The sequence below is a fragment of the Flavobacterium frigoritolerans genome (assembly GCF_025847275.1).
Classification (GTDB): domain Bacteria; phylum Bacteroidota; class Bacteroidia; order Flavobacteriales; family Flavobacteriaceae; genus Flavobacterium; species Flavobacterium frigoritolerans.
In genome coordinates this window covers 1-18,398 of the sequence record NZ_JAOZEV010000006.1, presented here as the reverse complement: position 1 = coordinate 18,398, position 18,398 = coordinate 1, and the positions used below count along the sequence as shown (strand labels likewise).

General features: G+C 30.6%; 17 protein-coding genes and 1 tRNA gene. 6 read left to right on the top strand and 12 right to left on the bottom strand.

The window, feature by feature from the left end; all coding sequences use genetic code 11:
* Positions 1–38: 38 nt before the first annotated feature.
* Together OIU80_RS09510 and OIU80_RS09505 are read right to left on the bottom strand one after the other, a co-directional pair.
* The gene (locus OIU80_RS09510) at positions 39–1,184 is read right to left on the bottom strand and encodes a peptidogalycan biosysnthesis protein (RefSeq protein WP_264286786.1); all 1,146 of its coding nucleotides are present in this window, start codon (positions 1,182–1,184) and stop codon (positions 39–41) included.
* A 137-nt stretch (positions 1,185–1,321) separates the two neighbouring features.
* Positions 1,322–1,810 (bottom strand): DUF1761 domain-containing protein, encoded by a 489-nt coding sequence (locus tag OIU80_RS09505; RefSeq protein WP_264286785.1) that lies wholly within the window; start codon positions 1,808–1,810, stop codon positions 1,322–1,324.
* A gap of 297 nt (positions 1,811–2,107) precedes the next feature.
* Here OIU80_RS09505 and OIU80_RS09500 point away from each other — a divergent pair, with 297 nt between their 5' ends.
* Positions 2,108–2,413, top strand: a complete 306-nt coding sequence (locus OIU80_RS09500) for a hypothetical protein (RefSeq protein ID WP_264286784.1) — start codon at positions 2,108–2,110, stop codon at positions 2,411–2,413.
* Between the two features lie 161 nt (positions 2,414–2,574).
* Here OIU80_RS09500 and OIU80_RS09495 read toward each other — a convergent pair whose 3' ends face one another.
* The 3 genes from OIU80_RS09495 to OIU80_RS09485 form a co-directional block, all read right to left on the bottom strand.
* Positions 2,575–2,991 (bottom strand): hypothetical protein, encoded by a 417-nt coding sequence (locus OIU80_RS09495; RefSeq protein WP_264286783.1) that lies wholly within the window; start codon positions 2,989–2,991, stop codon positions 2,575–2,577.
* Positions 2,992–3,124: 133 nt separating this feature from the next.
* Positions 3,125–3,625: a GNAT family N-acetyltransferase gene (locus OIU80_RS09490; protein WP_264286782.1), complete on the bottom strand. Its 501-nt coding sequence runs from the start codon at positions 3,623–3,625 to the stop codon at positions 3,125–3,127.
* A gap of 186 nt (positions 3,626–3,811) precedes the next feature.
* Complete coding sequence (locus OIU80_RS09485; protein ID WP_264286781.1) at positions 3,812–4,531, bottom strand: S24 family peptidase; 720 nt, start codon at positions 4,529–4,531, stop codon at positions 3,812–3,814.
* 265 nt (positions 4,532–4,796) lie between these two features.
* Between OIU80_RS09485 and OIU80_RS09480 the strand changes: the two genes are divergently transcribed.
* Complete coding sequence (locus OIU80_RS09480; RefSeq protein ID WP_264286780.1) at positions 4,797–6,506, top strand: hypothetical protein; 1,710 nt, start codon at positions 4,797–4,799, stop codon at positions 6,504–6,506.
* Between the two features lie 77 nt (positions 6,507–6,583).
* Here the strand turns inward: OIU80_RS09480 and OIU80_RS09475 are convergent, their stop codons facing one another.
* From OIU80_RS09475 to OIU80_RS09455, 5 genes are all read right to left on the bottom strand, one after another.
* Complete coding sequence (locus OIU80_RS09475; protein ID WP_264286779.1) at positions 6,584–7,525, bottom strand: hypothetical protein; 942 nt, start codon at positions 7,523–7,525, stop codon at positions 6,584–6,586.
* A gap of 828 nt (positions 7,526–8,353) precedes the next feature.
* A tRNA-Glu gene (locus tag OIU80_RS09470) sits at positions 8,354–8,425 on the bottom strand.
* A 592-nt stretch (positions 8,426–9,017) separates the two neighbouring features.
* Positions 9,018–10,283: a DUF2268 domain-containing protein gene (locus tag OIU80_RS09465; protein ID WP_264286778.1), complete on the bottom strand. Its 1,266-nt coding sequence runs from the start codon at positions 10,281–10,283 to the stop codon at positions 9,018–9,020.
* A gap of 508 nt (positions 10,284–10,791) precedes the next feature.
* Entirely contained in the window at positions 10,792–12,003 is a 1,212-nt protein-coding gene (locus tag OIU80_RS09460) for a PQQ-binding-like beta-propeller repeat protein (RefSeq protein ID WP_264286777.1), read from the bottom strand.
* A 200-nt stretch (positions 12,004–12,203) separates the two neighbouring features.
* The gene (locus OIU80_RS09455; protein WP_264286776.1) at positions 12,204–12,902 is read right to left on the bottom strand and encodes a pseudouridine synthase; all 699 of its coding nucleotides are present in this window, start codon (positions 12,900–12,902) and stop codon (positions 12,204–12,206) included.
* 488 nt (positions 12,903–13,390) lie between these two features.
* On the opposite strand from OIU80_RS09455, the gene OIU80_RS09450 reads away from it, so the two are divergent.
* The 3 genes from OIU80_RS09450 (at position 13,391) to OIU80_RS09440 (ending at position 16,331) form a co-directional block, all read left to right on the top strand.
* Positions 13,391–14,206, top strand: coding sequence for a DUF5694 domain-containing protein (locus tag OIU80_RS09450; RefSeq protein ID WP_264286775.1), 816 nt, complete (start codon positions 13,391–13,393; stop codon positions 14,204–14,206).
* A gap of 238 nt (positions 14,207–14,444) precedes the next feature.
* Positions 14,445–15,251: a formylglycine-generating enzyme family protein gene (locus OIU80_RS09445; RefSeq protein ID WP_264286774.1), complete on the top strand. Its 807-nt coding sequence runs from the start codon at positions 14,445–14,447 to the stop codon at positions 15,249–15,251.
* A gap of 192 nt (positions 15,252–15,443) precedes the next feature.
* Positions 15,444–16,331: an alpha/beta hydrolase family protein gene (locus OIU80_RS09440; RefSeq protein WP_264286773.1), complete on the top strand. Its 888-nt coding sequence runs from the start codon at positions 15,444–15,446 to the stop codon at positions 16,329–16,331.
* 234 nt (positions 16,332–16,565) lie between these two features.
* On the opposite strand, the gene OIU80_RS09435 is transcribed toward OIU80_RS09440, so the two are convergent.
* Positions 16,566–16,793, bottom strand: coding sequence for a helix-turn-helix domain-containing protein (locus OIU80_RS09435; protein ID WP_264286989.1), 228 nt, complete (start codon positions 16,791–16,793; stop codon positions 16,566–16,568).
* A 171-nt stretch (positions 16,794–16,964) separates the two neighbouring features.
* On the opposite strand from OIU80_RS09435, the gene OIU80_RS09430 reads away from it, so the two are divergent.
* Positions 16,965–17,267 (top strand): hypothetical protein, encoded by a 303-nt coding sequence (locus OIU80_RS09430; RefSeq protein ID WP_264286772.1) that lies wholly within the window; start codon positions 16,965–16,967, stop codon positions 17,265–17,267.
* Positions 17,268–17,473: 206 nt separating this feature from the next.
* On the opposite strand, the gene OIU80_RS09425 is transcribed toward OIU80_RS09430, so the two are convergent.
* Positions 17,474–18,187 (bottom strand): hypothetical protein, encoded by a 714-nt coding sequence (locus tag OIU80_RS09425; protein WP_264286771.1) that lies wholly within the window; start codon positions 18,185–18,187, stop codon positions 17,474–17,476.
* Between the last annotated feature and the right edge of the window lie 211 nt (positions 18,188–18,398).

The window sequence follows — 18,398 nt, the reverse complement described above, 5'->3', positions numbered from 1 at the left end:
TTGGTAACGTTCAAAATTTTGTCAAAGATGGGATATGATTATTTAAACGGATTTCGTTCCTGCCAATCGGTTTTGGGTTCTAGATAGTTAAATAATTTGGCAATATTATGATTGATTAAAGCATTGCTATGTGTGATAAGCCCATACATTTTTACAGGTTTTGCACCCACAGAACTTTTTATTTCTAGAGCAGTTCTTGCAAAAATGATGGTTTTAAAACCTTTGTTTATAGAAAATGCTATCATATCATAAAGCATATTTAAGTACAGCATTTTTTCACGTTGAATGCTTTCGTCGTAACCTAAAAAATAAGTGTCCATTGCGGTTCCATTCATGATTAAAGTATTGAAACCAATTAGTTTTCCGTCAATAAAATAGCCGTAAAAAAGAAACTTCTCTTTTAATGTTTCTTTAAAAACTCTAAAATGATTTTTTGCCAGGAAAAAAGTGTTGAATGGAGCATTTTTGGCAACATGATAATACAAATCATAAATCGTATCTTCAAAAGTGATGATATCATTTAGATCCATTTTTCGTTTCTCTATGCCCAAAGCTTTTTTGCGAGTACGTTTGTATTGGTCACGGTATTTTTTGGATAAGGCATCAATATAATCGGTTTCAGTTTCCCAGCTTTCATTGATTTTAAAAATCATATTAGGCTGAATAGAAAACGTGTACCCTTTTTTAAATTCGGTAGAGAGCATATCAATTTCTTTTGTCGAAAAATCTTTGATAGTCGTAATGTGAATTTTTTTGCCTTTTGATTTGAAATCTTTTTTTAGGGCATTAATAGCTTTATGCAATAATTTAATCGCTTTAGGCTCGCTTATCTTTTCAGAGAATGAAAATGCGTTCTGTCCAGTAAGCATATTATTGCCCACAAACAAAACATGAGAAGCAAATTTTTTGAAGGCAAAATTTCGAACCGAAGTTTTTACACATTGATCACGTTCACCAAATGATTCTAGTTGATTAGAATCTAAAAATTGTGTGAGCGCAATACCGACTAATTCAGACTCTTTAAAAAGTCCGATATAATGACACAACATATTGGTTGGCGCCGATTTTTCTAATACCTCTAGATATTTTTTGGATAAAAAAATATTATGGCTAGCCAAATCATTCCATGATATAGGAAGTGACGCAGTATTGTTGTAAATCTGGAAGGAATAAGATGCATTCAAGGTAGGAGTACTATATTTTTCAAATTTACTTAATAATAATAGAATATTATAATTTATGGCTTATTTAGCTACAGTATACTTAAAAAAAGAAATCCGTTTGATTTTTTATTTTTCAAACGGATTTTTATATTTCGATTTTATGCCCAAGCACAAATAATTCCGCCCATTATGGTTAAGGTAAGAATCCAGTATCCAGCATGTACAAAAATATATTTCCAAGATTTTCTTTCAAATAAACCATTAATTGCCAGCATTGGGAATGCAAAGAATACCCCAGTTAAGAATCCATGAAGCGAACCATGTTTAAAAGTACGGTAAGCAGTTCCGTAATCGGCCATGAAAGCAGCAAAAGATGGTTTTGCACTCTCTAGCATTGGAGGGCCTCCAATCATTCCTAATGCGCCCGATTGATGAATTGTTAATGCCGAAACGATTATTGTCATCATTAAGGAAAAGATATAAGTTAATCCGAAAATTTTTAGCATGTTTCCTTTCTTAAGATCATCTTGAGTTATTCTGGCTTCTCTCATCCAGATTGTTCCAAAGACTTTTGGGTTGTACCAAATGAAACCAGTAACAAGGGTTGTTAATGCTGAAGCAAAAAATGCTATGAAATTCATTTCCATGAGATTAGGGTTTAAGATTAGTTATTCAAAATTAATAAAATATTAAATACTAATTACATCCCGTGAAATTATCATAAATAACTACAGCTTTGATTTTTAATTTACAGATTTTATGAGATATTGATAATTGGCTGCTAAAAGAGTTTTAAGTGAAATAATAATAGTTAGCTGCATTTGTGTTTTTTTAAATTTCAGAATTAATTATGATTGAAAAAGAATTTTATTAGTAAATTTATATTTCAAAAGGCATAAAAAAACCTTATAAATGAAATTATACTTAATTTAAATTGATAAACTATGAGAGTACAATATCAGGGAGAACATAACGGGAAACCTACAACATTCGAAATAAGAATAATAGGTAATAATCTTTCTAAATCTAGTTCCAATTATCAAATAGATTTATTGGTAGGAGATAATAAACTGCCTATGACTTCATCAATGATTCATCAGAGTTTATCAAATTGTTTAAAAGATATTTACTTATTCCGAAAAGCAAATAACATTAAGTTAGATGCCTCTTCTGAAAAAGTACTGCCAAACGTAGTGCCGTATGACTTAGTATTGTATAATTATAATAAAAATATGTTGTTTATGGCTTAAAAAAGGGGCAGAGATACAGAGTCTCAAAGGTTCAAAAGGTTTCTTCGGAGATTCTAAAGTTTTTATATTCAAAGAAATAAAGCCTGTGTTTATATAACGAAAACGCAATATTGTCATCAAAAGATAATATTGCGTTTTTTTATGTTTAATCCAAACCTTTGCTACTTCGTTACTCGGTCCCTTTGAACTTTTCTTTCTATAACAACCAAGCAGATTATAATACTAATTTCGAGTATAAAATAAATTAAACCTAAGATGGTTAGTTTATGGAAATAATAAATTAGAAGCCCAGATGTGAGGCAACAATATAAAACATTAGCAATCATAATTGGATATAGATAGGAACGCCATTTGGTAGTAACATAGTAATAACAGCATGAAGAATATATTGCGAAAACCAATGCTAGTGCAGATAAGAAATAAAGTATTGTTTGAGGCATCCCAAAAGCATCTTGAAATTTCGCCAAGACAAACCCTAACAAGAAAGCAGTTATAAAAGCTCCAATACTATCCAAAAGAAAAATATTCTTTGGCTTAGAGGCAAGTTTAGTTATTATTAATTTGATGCTACTAATCATTTGTTCTCAGTTTTTTGGGCGCTAAAAAGACTAAAAAAAGATTCTATTAATTCTTTAGCTAATATATAATGTATTTGTGTTTATGATATATTGTTAAAAATTAATGAGTTATGATTTTATTGAGACTTTCTATTTATAGATTTTGTTTTAATTCGTATTCAATGTAATTATCAGCTAAATCGGCAATTTTGATAAAATTAAGTCGCTCCAAAAGTTTTATTGCGTTCTCGTTATCCTGAGATGTTTCGGCCCAGATACGGGTTAAGCCAATTTGGTTGATACCGAATTCTATGGCTAAAGACATTGCTAAAGACATAAAGCCTTGACCGCGGTATTTAGGTAACAAAACGCAACCAAGTTCGCCAGCTCCTATGTCAAGTCCGCGATAATAACCACAAGTTCCGACAATTTTATTTGTAATGTTTTCTGCAATACCCCAATGAATTGAGTTGCCGTCACTGTAGTCATTGTTAATTTTGGCTTGCATTTCTGAAGCTTGATCTACGGTTGTTGCTTGAACGGCATCATAATATGAAATCTCAATAATATCTTTAATGTCAGAGGGAGTAATTTGTCGCAACGAAATTGTATTGCCAACAATATTTGGAAAACTAGAGTAAGGAGGTAAATTCATTATTTTTGGCTTTAACTGTTTGGTTCTGATTGTGTTTAGCTAATATATGATTTATTTTGATTTTAGATTTATATAGGAATGGTATGAAACAAGAAAGCTTCAGATTTCTCTGAAGCTTTCTTTATTTGGGTAGCAACTGTAGTGCAAAGAGAATAACTCTTAAACATACGGTTATGTGACTTAAAATTAATACGTAGCGTTTATTCTGATCGATACTTTAACCAAGGCTAATCCTTTAATATTTGTGAAAAGAACTTCTTTAGGTTGGTGTTGAGGATTTTCGCTTACTAATTTTATCCAATCATCACCTTTGTCAGACTTCTGTATCCATTTAATCATAACGAATTCTTCAAGATCATCGGTTATTAGATAAACTAAATACATTTCGCCCCAAAAGATGTTCTCAATAACATTGTTCATCCTTTTATACATAACGATATCGCCGCTTTTTAAAAGAGGATGCATACTGTCGCCATTTACATGAATTGCACCATCACATTTAGGCAAATAAGGTATTGATATAAACTCTATTGGATCTTGATTTGCATCTTGAAATAAAGAGGCAATTCCTCCTGGTGCTTGTATGTTGTATAATGGAATTTGCTGTTTTTGTATGGACTCCTTATTCTCAGGCTTGTAAGAAGTAGTATTAGGTTCATGAACTGAATCAATTTTTATATTTAATTGGCCTCCAAACTTATGCGATTTTAATAGCATATCCCCATTTCCAGTTAAAAGCCATTCCGTACAAATCTCAGGATAGGCATTGAGTATATGCTCTATTTTTGAAGCACCAATATCTTTAACCTTATCTAAAAAACCATTAGAAAGTCCCGTTTCGATATAAAATTTACGTTTGTTAATCCCTTTGTATTCAATAAATTGTAGTATTCTATCGACTATCATTGTATTTTAATTATAGATTATTTACTCAATTTATTGTGATATGTAGGATAAACTCTATATATTTGCAATAATATAAGAAAAGTATTAAGTAAATGACAAACGTACAAAAAAAAGTACAAATATGATTAAGACCCTGCTACATTAACGCTTTGATTGACAAAAAGCATTGACAAACTTTTTAAGTACGGTAGTATTTAGAAGATTAAAGAGATAATATTAGGTAGTCATCAAAAGAGGTAGTTGTTTTAGTCTGCAAAAATAAATTATGGAGTATCCGATTAAAATACCAAAAAGCAATCCCCATTATGAACAATTAGAAAAAGCAATTACAGACTTACTTCTGTTTATTGAAGCTGGAGCGGTTTACGTGTCTTGTAATGGTAATAATAATGTTATAGTAACATTTATACTCAAGGAAAATTGTACTCAGGAGGGAGACGCTTTAGGAGAAACAGCATTTAAGTTTATAAAATTATATCCTGATTTTGTTTTCAAATTCATTAATTCTAAATGGGCTGATTACGGATTTAGAAAAGGCAAACTATTTTTTATACAACATTGCACTTATAAAGAGCTGGTTTATTTTGAGCCAAATTCAAAAGTATTCTATCCAAGGGTAAATACATCAAAACATTTATCCAAAAAAGCCAAAAGGCGATTTGATATAGATATTGAATCAGCAGTGGTAGTATTCCGCAATGTGTCAATTTATAGAAGAAGTAATAAGAGTGTAGATGCAGCCTTTGCAATGCATCAAACGTTGCGTTACATCTACATATGTGCTTCAGAGTTTCTTATGCCAGAATTTATTAGTTCTACCTGCTTATTGATACACTACGATTATATTATTGATTTTGCACCCACATTTAAAACCATATTAAATAAAGATATTCAGGAAGATAAAGAAATCTTAATAATGCTAAATACGGCTTATAACAGTATACAGCAAAATCTTGATATGGGAGCTATAGATTTTACATTGATAGATATAGCAAAAGCTAAAATCGAATTAATGCAAAGAGAAATAAACAGGCTCTTTCATGAATATATAAAGTTATGTAAGCAAAAAGTAAAAGAGTTAAACAATCAGGATTTTTTAGGAAAATCTATTTTTAATAATAGAATTCAGTCTAATTACATCATGGATGACGCATTCTTAAGGATAAGTGACGTAATTACAGATTCTTTTAAGAAAATAAGAGCAATACATTGTTTTGGATACACTACAATTCATGAGGATAATACAGACAAAAGTGCAAATTATAGCAATCAACTTCCTAATTATCATTTTTATTTACTGGTACTTAATTTAGAACATATCGAAAATGGAGTAGCATCAGTAGAAGCTTTGATACGAGAAAAGTTTGAAGGTAAGTACAAAGTGACTATTCTGAATCATAGTATTAATCATTTGCGTAAGAAAAATTGCAATCAGAAATATTTTTTTAATGCAATTATATCAAATGGGCTTTTGATATATAACAACTCTTTGTTTCTTGTTTATTCTAAAACTTTTGAATTAGAAAGAGAGATCGATTTTGTGAAAAAAATTTATGATAGCAAAATGGTACTGGCACAACAATTTCTTAGTCTTGGGCAGAATTGCTTCAATGACGATACTGTTGCAATGAAAAATGATTTTTTGTATAAGGCTATGAAGCAAATTGCAATTGGACATATTCATTTGTTTTTAGGGTATCACACAGGAAAGTTTTCATGGAGTTGCTTATTCTCGTTATTGAAATATATACAGGAAATCGAGTTTCCTTTTGATTTTGTAGATGAAAAAGATAATCCAATCTACCAATTGAGAGCTGTAAATACAAAAAAGTTAAAACAAAAAAATACACAAAGTACTGTTGTAACATGTAGTGAACTACTAGAAGATGAATGTATTATTTTCTTTGAGCAAGCTAAGAAAATAGCCGAAATAGAATTTAAAAGACTAGAGAACGAGAGTAAACAATATTCATAAAATGGATGTATTTATAGGCTTCTAATAAAATTTTATATTGCCTAATGATCTTATTGTAATTTGATTAGTCTAATCACCTATATTTTGCGTTTTGGACGTTCCATTTTTAATCTTATCGGATGAGGAATAAAGCAAACTAGGAGATGTGCACGTTTCCAGCGGTAACATTTTTGGAAAAAGAACATTGCTACAAATAAGAATACAGCCGTTCCAACAGCCACCTGAAAAGGGTAGGCTAGTACTTTTTCTTGAGGAATAATCATTGGGACAAGGGCAATTGCGCAAGCAGGAGCAAAAGGTTTTCCAGCGATTTCAAAAGAGATAAAAAGACATAAAAATAGTAATAGCACCGTATATACAAGAGGTAAACCCAATAGTGTATGAAGATAATATTGAAAGAGAGTTCCTAAAACTGCAGCAATTACCATTATCGAATAAACCTGGAGAGGGCGATTGCGAAAACCTGCAGAAGAAGAACTAAATTCTATAAACATCACCACCAACGGAGGTACTATAAAATATACTTGACCTGTAGAAACAGGAATTACAGCTATGAGTAATAGCCAAAAAAACAGCTTGATCCAGTGCTTTGGATTATGAATGGCACTCTTTTTTATATTTAAAGGAATTGTTTGGCGTAATTTATTTTTCTCAAGAAGCCACTGTCCAGTAACGACTAAAATACTCATAACAAAAACAGAAGCAGGATAAACCAATGAATGAGTTCCCATTAACACAGGCAACATTGTAGCAGACGTTATGGGAATTAGCGTGGTACGTGTAATGATGAGGCAGAGCGAAGTAAAAACAAATGAAATTGCAATATTTGCCAACAATGGAAAGGGAGAGTAACGGACAAGGAGAATTCCGAAAAAAGCACAAACAGTCATCAGTATTATAAACATCGGTTTGCTTACAGTCCATATTTTTTTATCTATAACCCATAAACCAAGAACTAAAGCTGCCATCTCAGGAAATAGAACTTCTTTTTCATCTAGCCATTCCGAAACTCCTATCATTAAACCAATCATGATGAGAGCAAATAGGTATCGGATTAATTTATGTTTGTTCATTTAGAGTCGATATAATAAGAAACGATAGTGTTTATATACAAAATTAAGGAGATCATTATATGGAGGCAATGGACAAATATGGATATTACCTAGACAAATCTGCTTATAGAAATGATAAATGGGATTCAATTATTTCTTAAAAATCATGCAATATTTGGATTTAATTTAGGCTATCGTTTTAAGTATTATAGTTTAGAAACCATTCTTCGTACTGTTCGATTTTGTTATATTTGTTTAATAAAAACCAGTCTTTGTGTTTGTAAACGAATGTAGTAGCATAAGTGTAAAAAGTATAATAAAAAAGAGTGCAAAGTAAAGTAGGTTGCTATATTCAATAGCAATACAGAAATTGAAACCAAATTAAACTATAAATATCAAGATAAAGCAATGAAGTATTTTAAGATAATAATTTTACCATTAGTGCTGCAACTCAAAAATATATTTGCGGAAAGGTAACAAGGGAAATAGTTAAGGGAAGTGTAGAAGTTTATCCAATTAAAGATTTTGGTGCAATTGAAATTGGTTTGCAAAAATTTCATAATAATCAGGAGCCAATTGGAACACCTTCAAAAGTTGGACATTTTTTAATTGTCTGGGAAAACAAAGATAAAGAATGGAAAATAAAACGAGTAGTGAGTTTGCATTAGACCGAAAGTTATCTTTATTTTTTAAAGTATTTATCATTCAATTTCTTTGATTTTTGCTTGAGAAAGCAAAGAAACAAATTATCGTAAACAAAAAAAGCTTCAGATTTCTCTGAAGCTTTGTTTTTAGTAGCCCGTAGCGGAATCGAACCGCTCTTACATGGATGAAAACCATGCGTCCTAACCGATAGACGAACGGGCCTACTTTTCTAATGCGGGTGCAAAATTAGAACTAATTTTAAGATACGCAAGTAAGATTTAAAAAAAATATTTTTTAGTTATTCAGGAAATACCGCATTTAGAGATAATAAATCGTAAACTGATTGAATTAATCAAGGTGTATTTATTTGATTAATAATGGTTTGTTTTGGAAGAAAAAAGGGGTGAAGAGGATTTTGTTCATCTTAATATCAAAAATATAATTTTTAATAAAATTGACAATTATTTATTTTGAAAGTGTATTCTTATAACTTTTACGTCGTGTTTTTTTAAAGATACCGACTATTCGAAGGGTTTTAATGAGAGGCTACGTTAATATTTCTCGACTTTGCTCTTGTAATTTTAATCAAGTAAGTAAAATTTGTATTCTCTAAACTAAGTAACAAAGCACCTAAAGCAAAAAAGCTTCAGAGAAATCTGAAGCTTTTGCCTTAGTAGCCCTAAAGGGATAAATCTTGAACCTATTTCTTTAAAGTATATATCGCTATGCAAATGTTTTGTTCTTGATTAAGAATTTATTCGATAGTAAATCTTCTTTTTCATAAGGCTATGTAAGTTAGTGAGAGACTACCTCATTAGAGCTTGCTTACTTTTTCCTCCCAACCGCTTTCAGCTAAAAATTTTCTATAATCTTGAATATTCAGTATTTCAGAAATGGCTTTCTTTTTGTCTTTTGCATTTTCGTAATATGCTTTACAAATTTGGTAACCAATCCAATAACCTTGGTCAGGTGGATTGTTTTTTGAAGATTGTTTTGAATTTGCAATCCAATTATTGTATCTGTTAAAATACATGTCTTTTGTAAATTTTTCCCAAATAGCCTTTTCTTTTCCTTTTGCCCAATTCATTAAATCTGGATTTGCTGTGTTTCCACTTATCAACTCACCAATAAAATCTGCCGATCCCTCAACTATTACATAACCTAAGGTAATGGTGTCTCTCTTTGTTTTTTGTTGAAAATGAATAAGTTCATGAGCAATTAAGTTGGGTAAATATTTAATTTTGTTTAATCTTGTTTTAAGACCTTCGCTTAATTCATCTGTTGGTATCTCGTCACTTTGACTTGTTTGATTTAAGCCAATTAATAAGCCATTTGTTGAAATGGTTCCGCCACTTGTAAAAGCACCAATTACAAAATAAATATCTGGATATTTGGCAGCAGGATAAATGTCTTTTAAATTTTGAAATGATCTTTTAAAATCCTTCTTATAATCATCGACTTTTAAAGTGTTTTTTCGGATAGATTGGTAGAACTTCGGTGCAGATTGTATATGGTTTATAAACTGATCAATAGAGCCAACTTTACTACTAAAATAATCATTCATTCCAATGCTTGCTTTGTCAAAGTAATTAGTCTTAAAAATCTCTTTGTACTGAGTCGGGTTTTTATTGGCTAAATCGTATGCTTTCCAAAATCTATGGATATCTTCTGTAAAAAATGTAACTTTTGCAGGATTGTCGTTTAATGGTTTTGTTACTTTAAGTTTTTTTACAAGATTATCCCATTCACTATTTCCATGAAGTGAATTTAAATCAGAGTCGTTTAAAATATTTAATTTATCATTATAGCCTAAATCTACGGCTTTGTTTATAAAAATTAAAGCGCTGTCTTTTTTATTTTGAAGAGCCAGACAACAAGCCGCATTATATAAATTGCTTCCTTTTTTATTGGGGAATTCAGCAAACTGTGATGCTTTTATATAAAAATTTGTAGCTGAGTTGTAGCTTTTTGCTTGGTATAAACTATCTGCAATGGAATTATAATTTATTAAAGATTCGTTTTGTCCGAAACTATTAATGTTAAATAAGAGTAAAAGCAATACAATTTTAAAATGTTTCATTGTCAAATTTCTATTTATTGGTTTATTGGAAAATTTCGTTTAGATGGCACACAAGGTGAGTTCGTTTAAAGAGGTGTGAACATCATTTTTGAGTAAATGTAATTGATTTTGTTGCTATATTTCTTGTTGAGACAAAAATAGAAAGTTCATTTTCAAAAGATAAAAGCTATAAAATTTTTAAGGCATTTTAAAGTTTGTAATTGATTGATATTTAGTGTCTATATGGGTTTGTTGAGATTTCAGCCAGTTCTCCAAAGTATTCTAATGAAAAGTGGCGCAAATGGCTCTGATTTTGCGCAATTTTTTAGATGTTCTTATGGAAATTAAAACCTGATAAAAGATTCAGGTTTTTTTACGTTTTAGCTTAAAATAAAAAGCTTCAGATTTCTCTGAAGCTTTGTTTTAGTAGTTAGAAATATTAAAAATGTCTAACCATTTTATTGAAGATTGGTATAGAATAATTTATTTTAATAAAAGCTTCGTAGTGCAGTGAGCTCTTTTTTTTTTGTTATCGAATTAATTTTATATAGGCGCTATAAATATCGTCCTTAAGTGAGGTTCGCATATAATATACGATTTCCTCTTTGTCTTTTAAATTGTATTCAATTAAACCAGCGTCACAATAATAATAAAACAAGTTATCATCATCAGGAAATTCAATGTTTGAAACAGGTATGGTTGTTAGCTTTATTTCTAATACGATTTCACCATTTGATAAGTTTAGTTTAAAAAGTTTTCCTTTACGAGTATATCCCCAAAGAGTATCATCATGCTCGGTAATATATTCGATAGTATCATCTTTAAAATCAGTTTTCCATAGCTGAGTTCCTGTTTTTGAATCAACAGCGTATACAGAAGAAACGGTAGAACCTTGTGCTGCAAAATATACTTTTTTGTCTTTGCAGAATATACGTTCCTTTATATTATGTTGATTTTCGTCTAATTTAAATTGCCATAAAATATCTAGTTTGTTAGGACTTAAGGCAAAAAGCACCTCTTTTTCATTTGCTATAAATACATTCTCACCATCAGTTACAGGTTTTCCATGCATAGGTTCTTCAAAGCTTTTTTGGTTAAGAACTTTTCCTGTATTTGCATCAAAACTATAAACATTCGACGCACTTTGGGTGAAAATTTTGTTGTCAAAAAAGAGCACAGGAATGTCATTATTTGGCGAATCTAACTTGTAGCTCCATGATAAACTACCATCTTTTAGATTAAGGGCGTATATGTTACTGCTTTGATCTTGATTTTGAGCAGTTATATATAGTTTTCCCCCATTTATAATTGGAGTTTGATCTTTTAGAATAATTTGATCTGTAATGTTGCCTAATCTTGATTTCCAAAAAGCCTCACCAGTTACGTTGTCTATTGCGAAAATTTCACCGTTTATAAATGGCACATATATAACACCATCATGTAGTGTTACTTTATTAGCGCACATTTCAGTATTAGAATCGGTAGCTTTTACAGTCCAATTAATATCTTCGGAGTCAAAATCATATGAAAAAATAGAGCCATCGTAATCATAAAGTAGGATTGCTTCTTCATCTAATTCAACTTTTTGAAGCGGATTTATAACCTTATTAGTGACCGCTTCATTAGGAAGTAAATTATCATTAGAATAATTCGTTTTGTCTGGTTTAGAAGTGGTTGTAATTTGTCCAAACATATTTATAACAGTAAATACAAATAAAATAGTTATTAGTTCTTTTTTCATTTTTGTTTCTGATTGTAATGTCTTATTTGGTTTCAGTATTTTATTATTAAAATAAATTTAATGCAAGCAAATATAAACGAAAAAAGCTCCAGATTTCTCCGAAGCTTTGTTTTGGTAGCGTGAATATTGAAATAGCTAACCGACTTATTGAAAATTATTATAGTGTATTAGCATGTGCATCTTAGTTTTAAAATATTATTCTATTGATAGTTACTCAAATCTAGATTAAGAATATTACCTATCCTGCTAAACTCTTCATTAATCTTTGCATTCAAGATCAGTTGTTCATTTTTTATTGGATGATTAAAAATTAACTGATGTGCATGAAGCATCATTCCTTTTAAATCATAATTCTCCAGCCATAATTTATTTTGTTTGTTGCAACCATGTGGTCGACTTCCTAAAATGGGATGAAAAATATGTTTGAAATGTTTTCGTAATTGATGCATACGTCCAGTTTCAGGAATCGCTTCTACCAAACAATATCTTGAGGTTGGTTTATTATTAAATTCTAACTCAACTTCGGCATTTTGCAAACGATGAAAGTATGTTATTGCATTTTGTTTAATGTCATCATCGTTGATTAAATCATAATCAATCGTTAGTTCTTCGGGTGACCAACCACGTAAAATTGCTAAATATTTTTTTTGGACTTCGCGTGTGGCAAAACGATCATTCATGATTTTTAAAACCTCTTTGTCCAACGCAAATAACAATACACCAGATGTTTTGCGGTCTAACCGATGAATAGGATAAACGTGTTGCCCTCCTATTTGATTTCTCAATTCTTGAATAGCATAAACTTTAGCATCACGCGCATAAAATGATTTGTGAACCAACAATCCGCTTGGTTTATTAATTGCTATAATATATTCGTCTTGGTAAAGAATTTCTAACATTTGGCAAAAATAAAAGAGATTTCGATTAAAATCACTTTTATGACTTATTTATTTCTATACTCGGCTCTTCGAAGATTATAGACTTTGATGGTACAGTTCCGAACCACTTGTTTGGAGAATTTAAAGATTTTAAACGCAATCTAACTTTTCTAGTTCTAAGTTCTCGTCGCCCGCCATTTTCATTATTGATTTTCGTAGTCCTTAAAGAACCATTTTATAAATGATTTAAAGAAGATTTAAATGAGAAGATAATGATTTTATTTACCTTAAAAAAGGTTAATATATTGTAATAAAATATTTTATATTCGCTTGGAAAAAACCACCGAATAACTCAAAACCACCTTAAAAAGTTATATTGATGCCATTTTGTGACTAGAATAGCTAAGTTGTGCGTCACTTTCGAGCGACAGAAATAACTAATCAACATTTGGTGAAAATTTGAGAGAACGACAACTATATAAAATAAACTAAAAAACAAACCAAAAAAAATGACTTTCATTAAAACAATTTCTACATTCTTAATTACGCTTTTATTAGTAACAACAACTTTTGGGCAAGAATCTAAACATAAAACTAAAATCTTATTAATAGGAACTATTCATTTTGAAACCCCACATACAGATCAATTTGAACTAAAAGTGGACGATTTTTTTAGTGCTAAGCGACAAAGTGAATTAGAAGAATTAACTAATGTTCTGTCTCAAACAAAAGCGACTAAAGTAATGATTGAAAGATCGATTGATAATCAACGTTCTAGCGACAGTTTGTATAATTTGTATGTAAAGGATCATTATAAACTTACAGTTTCAGAAAGAGAACAAATTGGTTTTAGGTTAGGTAAAAAATTAAAATTAAATCAAATAAATTGTATAGACAAATTCTATGGAATGCACGATAGCTTAGTGGCTGTGACCGCAAAAGAAAATAATCAGCTTTATTTGCTAAAAGATTTAGGGACCGAAGTAAATAAAATGATAAATGATTATGATAATAAATTAAAAAAAGGCACAATAACTGAAGTTTTAAAATACATAAATAAACCAGAAGAATTAAAAAGAAATTTATCAATTTATCTAAAATTTATTGCAAAGATTGGAGCAGGTAAAAATTTTGCAGGAGCAGAATCTGTGTCAGATTGGTATTTAAGAAATCTTGCTATTTATTCAAATATTATAAATCAAGTTGAACCTTCGGACAAATACGTTATACTAATATTTGGACAAGGGCATGTTCCTATATTAAAACACCTACTACAAAATAATGACGACTTTGAGCTCGTTGAATTAAATAGCGTACTAAAATAAGCTGCCACTAAGCGCCGTTTGGCAAATATGGTGGGTTTAGGCTAAATTTGAAGCTTTTGTTTTGTACCAGGTAATATTGAAATATCTAACCAGATTATTATACTATTTTAGTATGCGAATCTTAATGATTTATGATGAAAAAATATAATACTTTATCACATATATCTACTCAATTTGGGTAGTTTTGTGTGGCTTATCACTGATATAAAAAAGTTGGCAGTAATTTAAAAAAGGCATTATGACAAAACAGACATTTATAATATTTCTTGGACTTTTGGTGTTAAATTCCTGTAGACAAGACAATGTTGACTATGTTTTTGTAGAGGGCGGGACTTTTGAACAAGGTAAAAACCAAATCGTCATCAGCCCCAAAGGCGACACAATAAATGGCTTTACAAGTCCACACCGAATGGTAGAGCTTGATGATTTTTACATAAGTAAATATGAAATAACTGTTAAACAGTTTAGAGAATTTTGCGAAAGAACAGGTAGGAAAATGCCTGAAGCACCTATTGAAAATGCTCACGGAATAAAAGTATATTATAAATGGATAGACGAAAATCCAATGCTTGCAACTTGGGACGAAGCAAATGACTTTGCTAAATGGTCAGGGGGAAGATTACCAACAGAAGCAGAGTGGGAATATGCCGCCAAAGGTGGAAAGAAAACTAGAGGTTACAAATATAGTGGTAGTAATAATCCAATTGAGATTGGATGGGTAAAAGAAAACTCAGACAGCATCTTTCATAAAGTTGGTTTACTTAAACCTAATGAACTAGGAATTTATGATATGACTGGAAATGTTGGTGAATGGGTTTTTGATTGGTATAACCCTGAGAAGGATAGTTTAGTAAGTAAAAAAAATCCACAAGGAGCAACAGAAGGAGCATATAAAATTTCGAAAGGAGTTAGTTGGTTTTACGAAACCCAAGGTGCTGATGGAAAGCCATTAGAATATGGAATTCATATGCCAGAAGTTAGATACCAATCTCCAAAAGGGACACGAAATGACGGATTTGGATTTAGAATTGCTAAAAATAAATAAAAAACTACTGTAAACAGTTACTATAACAGATTTAGGCAATTGACTTAATGGGAAGTAGGTTTTGTGTTTGGGATGATTTGGTAAATTCCAGAATAGGGCTTAATTTAGTCCCAAACCCCGCTTTAGTAATGGGACGTAAGCAATGCTAATGAAGACCAAGACAATTCAAAACAATCTTTAAATTAAACCAAAATGAACATTAACTTATTTCTTTGGTTATTATTAATAACTTTACCAGAAATGGTGTTTTCTCAATCGGCCGATTTTACTATTCAAGATGTAAAGTTTGAAAGTCAAGGTGTCACTCTTGCAGGCTCGATTTTAACGCCTAAAAAAACATTTGCAGCAGTTGTAATTGTTCATGGGTCTGATCCTGTAAAAAGAGAAATAGAGTTCGCTAAACGTCTTGCCAAAGAAGGTATTGCTGTATTGACATATGATAAACGTGGAGTTGGAGAATCAGGCGGTGTATATGTAGGGCCATCTGTTGGCACGAATAATATTGACACTACTAATCTTAATTTATTATCTCAGGATGCAAGTTCAGCAGTAAATACATTTCGAACCTATTTGAAAGATAAAAAAACACCAATTGGATTAGTTGGCTTCAGCCAAGCAGGATGGATAATTCCAATTGCTGCGAGTGAAAATCCACAAATAGAATTTATGGTTTTATTTAGTTGCCCAACAATTACAACTCTAGAACAACTTCGATTTCAGTTTTATACTAACGGGAACAATAATTTTTGGGAAAATCATACAGAATCAGATGCTCGTGAACATACTAAAAATGACCCAGATAGATATCAATTCGTGGCGACGGACCCAAAAACTTCTCTGAATACTCTTTCAATTCCAGGACTTTGGCTTTTTGGTGAGAAAGATATACAGATTCCAGTAAAGTTGTGTATGGAGCAATTAAATACATTGAAAGCTCAAGGCAAACCTTTCGAATATACCTTGTTTTCAACATTAGCACACAATACTACTTCTGGCAATATTACAGCACCAGTGGATATTTCAATTCAGTGGATAAAACAAAAAGCTTTGAACATTAAGAAGTCTAAAGTATCAAAATAAAGCACTGCTTACAACAACAGATTTGGTCAATAGACTTAATAGATAGTTGGTTTTGTATTTAGGATGATTTGCTTCTTTGTCTCGTCCTGAAAAAAGTTTACATATTTATAGTTAAAACAAAAAAAGCTTCAGATTTCTCTGAAGCTTTTTTAGTAGCGGGAAGAGGACTTGTACCTGCAACATTCCACTCTGTTATTGTGTATATCCACGCAACTGGGTTAGAATTTAAATAGATTATATTTTCTGAAACAGTTCTGAGATTTCGACATTTAAAGCTTTGCTGATGCGTATAAGTTTATCAATACCCATAATTTGTTTACCTAACATGTATCTTCTTAATGCTTCAATATCTAAATCTGCATCATGAGCTACATTGCGTACTTTAAGATTTTTCTCTTTAATGATCTCTTTTATGTTATTTCCAACAATCTTCACAGATTCAGGTACTTCAGTTTTTCTCATCACTTATTATTAAGACTTGAAAATTATAATTAAGTAGCTGAAAAAACAGGAACGTATATATCCAGTCAAATAAGTCTGTTTTTTTATCTATATTTGTTTAATCGTACTAAAAAAATGTAATGAGGAATCCAGTGTAGAGTATAAAATGCAGGATTATTAAAAATTAAAATTATGGAAACGCAACAAAAAGAATTAGCGACAACTATTTTAGAATTAATGAGTAAAATGAACTATTTCACAAAACTAAAACCCGATGCTGAAAATAATTCGTTTTGTGTACCAATAAAATTATCTTCTTATTATGAATTAAATCTAACGGTTTCTTCTTTACTTAAAACATGTATTGGTTTACTTAAAAAAGATATTTCTTCTGATGTTACAATTGATTTAATAATATTACTTGAAATTGCTTTACAGCTTCTTCCTGACGATGAAATGGAGTTGCTGGATAAGATGCGTGAGATAAATAAATGATGATATAGAGGAGAGTAGCTTAAAACAAAAAAGCTCCAGATTTCTCTGAAGCTTTGTCTTAGTAGCCCTAACAGGACCAATTTTCGAACCATTTTATAGATGATTTAAAAAGAATAAATATCATTGAGTAGCAATAATTTTCGTTCAGATATCGTAAAGATTACAAAAGCAAAAACTTATATTCTTTGTGTGTTTTTAATTATAAATTATTCAGGTTTGTGCGAATATAAATCGTTAACTAGTAATTTGTTTTTCGATAGTAATTCCAATTCGCTTTCTCTCATATCTACTCCCATAATAAAGCCAAGTTTGTTCTTATGTGCAATATCCAGCAATGTCAGAAAAGCTTTTGCCAGGTCATTGTCTTCAAAATGTAAATTTTCTTTATCAAGAAAAAGAAATTGAATATCTTCATTTGTTATCCAATTTGTAATACCCATACTATCCTGAGATAAAAAATCATTCCAATCATCAAGTTCTTCAATAATATTATATGAGAGTGTTTTTATATGGATATTAAAGTTTCGGGATATACCACCTTTACCCAGTCCTAAATGCGGATTGAAGTCAGCACAGGTCTTAAATAAATAGTATTCCAGAAATTTACAGAACTCATAATGACCGTCTAAACTGCTTAGAAAAAGATTTTGACTATCATAATTAGTAATTTTATGAAATTCATGGTGAATTTTAAATGTTTCGTCAAGTGAGTTCGAAATCGAAATAATTCTTTGAATATTCTGTTCAACAAGACTATTTAGTTTTTCAGTAGATAAATGAGAAATACCTCCAGTAGTATAATATTTTAAAAATTCCAGACAGGATTGAGTCAAATCACCAATTTCTCCTTTGAGTTCTGGAACCACCTCCTTGTAAAATTTCTTGTCGTCAAATAAATGTAAAGTACGCCAATATCCCATTTTTTGATTTTTAAAGTATTTAAAAAGAAATCAAAGTATTGGCTTATTAATTTTTGCTCGCTTGGAGTTCTTTTAAAAAAAGCTTTTAATGTCTGCTAACTTTGCACTCGCAATGGATCAATACATATTGTTGTGGGTAAATATTAAAATCTAGATATTTGTGTTTTAAAATTACTCCCTAATGCAAGATTCTTTTATCGACCTTCTTAAA

Excerpts from the sequence above, each read along its gene's own strand:
- OIU80_RS09505 (WP_264286785.1), bottom strand. The coding sequence starts at position 1,810 with ATGGAAATGAATTTCATAGCATTTTTTGCTTCAGCATTAACAACCCTT.
- OIU80_RS09500 (WP_264286784.1), top strand. The coding sequence starts at position 2,108 with ATGAGAGTACAATATCAGGGAGAACATAACGGGAAACCTACAACATTC.
- OIU80_RS09495 (WP_264286783.1), bottom strand. The coding sequence starts at position 2,991 with ATGATTAGTAGCATCAAATTAATAATAACTAAACTTGCCTCTAAGCCA.
- OIU80_RS09490 (WP_264286782.1), bottom strand. The coding sequence starts at position 3,625 with ATGAATTTACCTCCTTACTCTAGTTTTCCAAATATTGTTGGCAATACA.
- OIU80_RS09485 (WP_264286781.1), bottom strand. The coding sequence starts at position 4,531 with ATGATAGTCGATAGAATACTACAATTTATTGAATACAAAGGGATTAAC.
- OIU80_RS09480 (WP_264286780.1), top strand. The coding sequence starts at position 4,797 with ATGGAGTATCCGATTAAAATACCAAAAAGCAATCCCCATTATGAACAA.
- OIU80_RS09475 (WP_264286779.1), bottom strand. The coding sequence starts at position 7,525 with ATGATAGGAGTTTCGGAATGGCTAGATGAAAAAGAAGTTCTATTTCCT.
- OIU80_RS09465 (WP_264286778.1), bottom strand. The coding sequence starts at position 10,283 with ATGAAACATTTTAAAATTGTATTGCTTTTACTCTTATTTAACATTAAT.
- OIU80_RS09460 (WP_264286777.1), bottom strand. The coding sequence starts at position 12,003 with ATGAAAAAAGAACTAATAACTATTTTATTTGTATTTACTGTTATAAAT.
- OIU80_RS09455 (WP_264286776.1), bottom strand. The coding sequence starts at position 12,902 with ATGTTAGAAATTCTTTACCAAGACGAATATATTATAGCAATTAATAAA.
- OIU80_RS09450 (WP_264286775.1), top strand. The coding sequence starts at position 13,391 with ATGACTTTCATTAAAACAATTTCTACATTCTTAATTACGCTTTTATTA.
- OIU80_RS09445 (WP_264286774.1), top strand. The coding sequence starts at position 14,445 with ATGACAAAACAGACATTTATAATATTTCTTGGACTTTTGGTGTTAAAT.
- OIU80_RS09440 (WP_264286773.1), top strand. The coding sequence starts at position 15,444 with ATGAACATTAACTTATTTCTTTGGTTATTATTAATAACTTTACCAGAA.
- OIU80_RS09435 (WP_264286989.1), bottom strand. The coding sequence starts at position 16,793 with ATGAGAAAAACTGAAGTACCTGAATCTGTGAAGATTGTTGGAAATAAC.
- OIU80_RS09430 (WP_264286772.1), top strand. The coding sequence starts at position 16,965 with ATGGAAACGCAACAAAAAGAATTAGCGACAACTATTTTAGAATTAATG.
- OIU80_RS09425 (WP_264286771.1), bottom strand. The coding sequence starts at position 18,187 with ATGGGATATTGGCGTACTTTACATTTATTTGACGACAAGAAATTTTAC.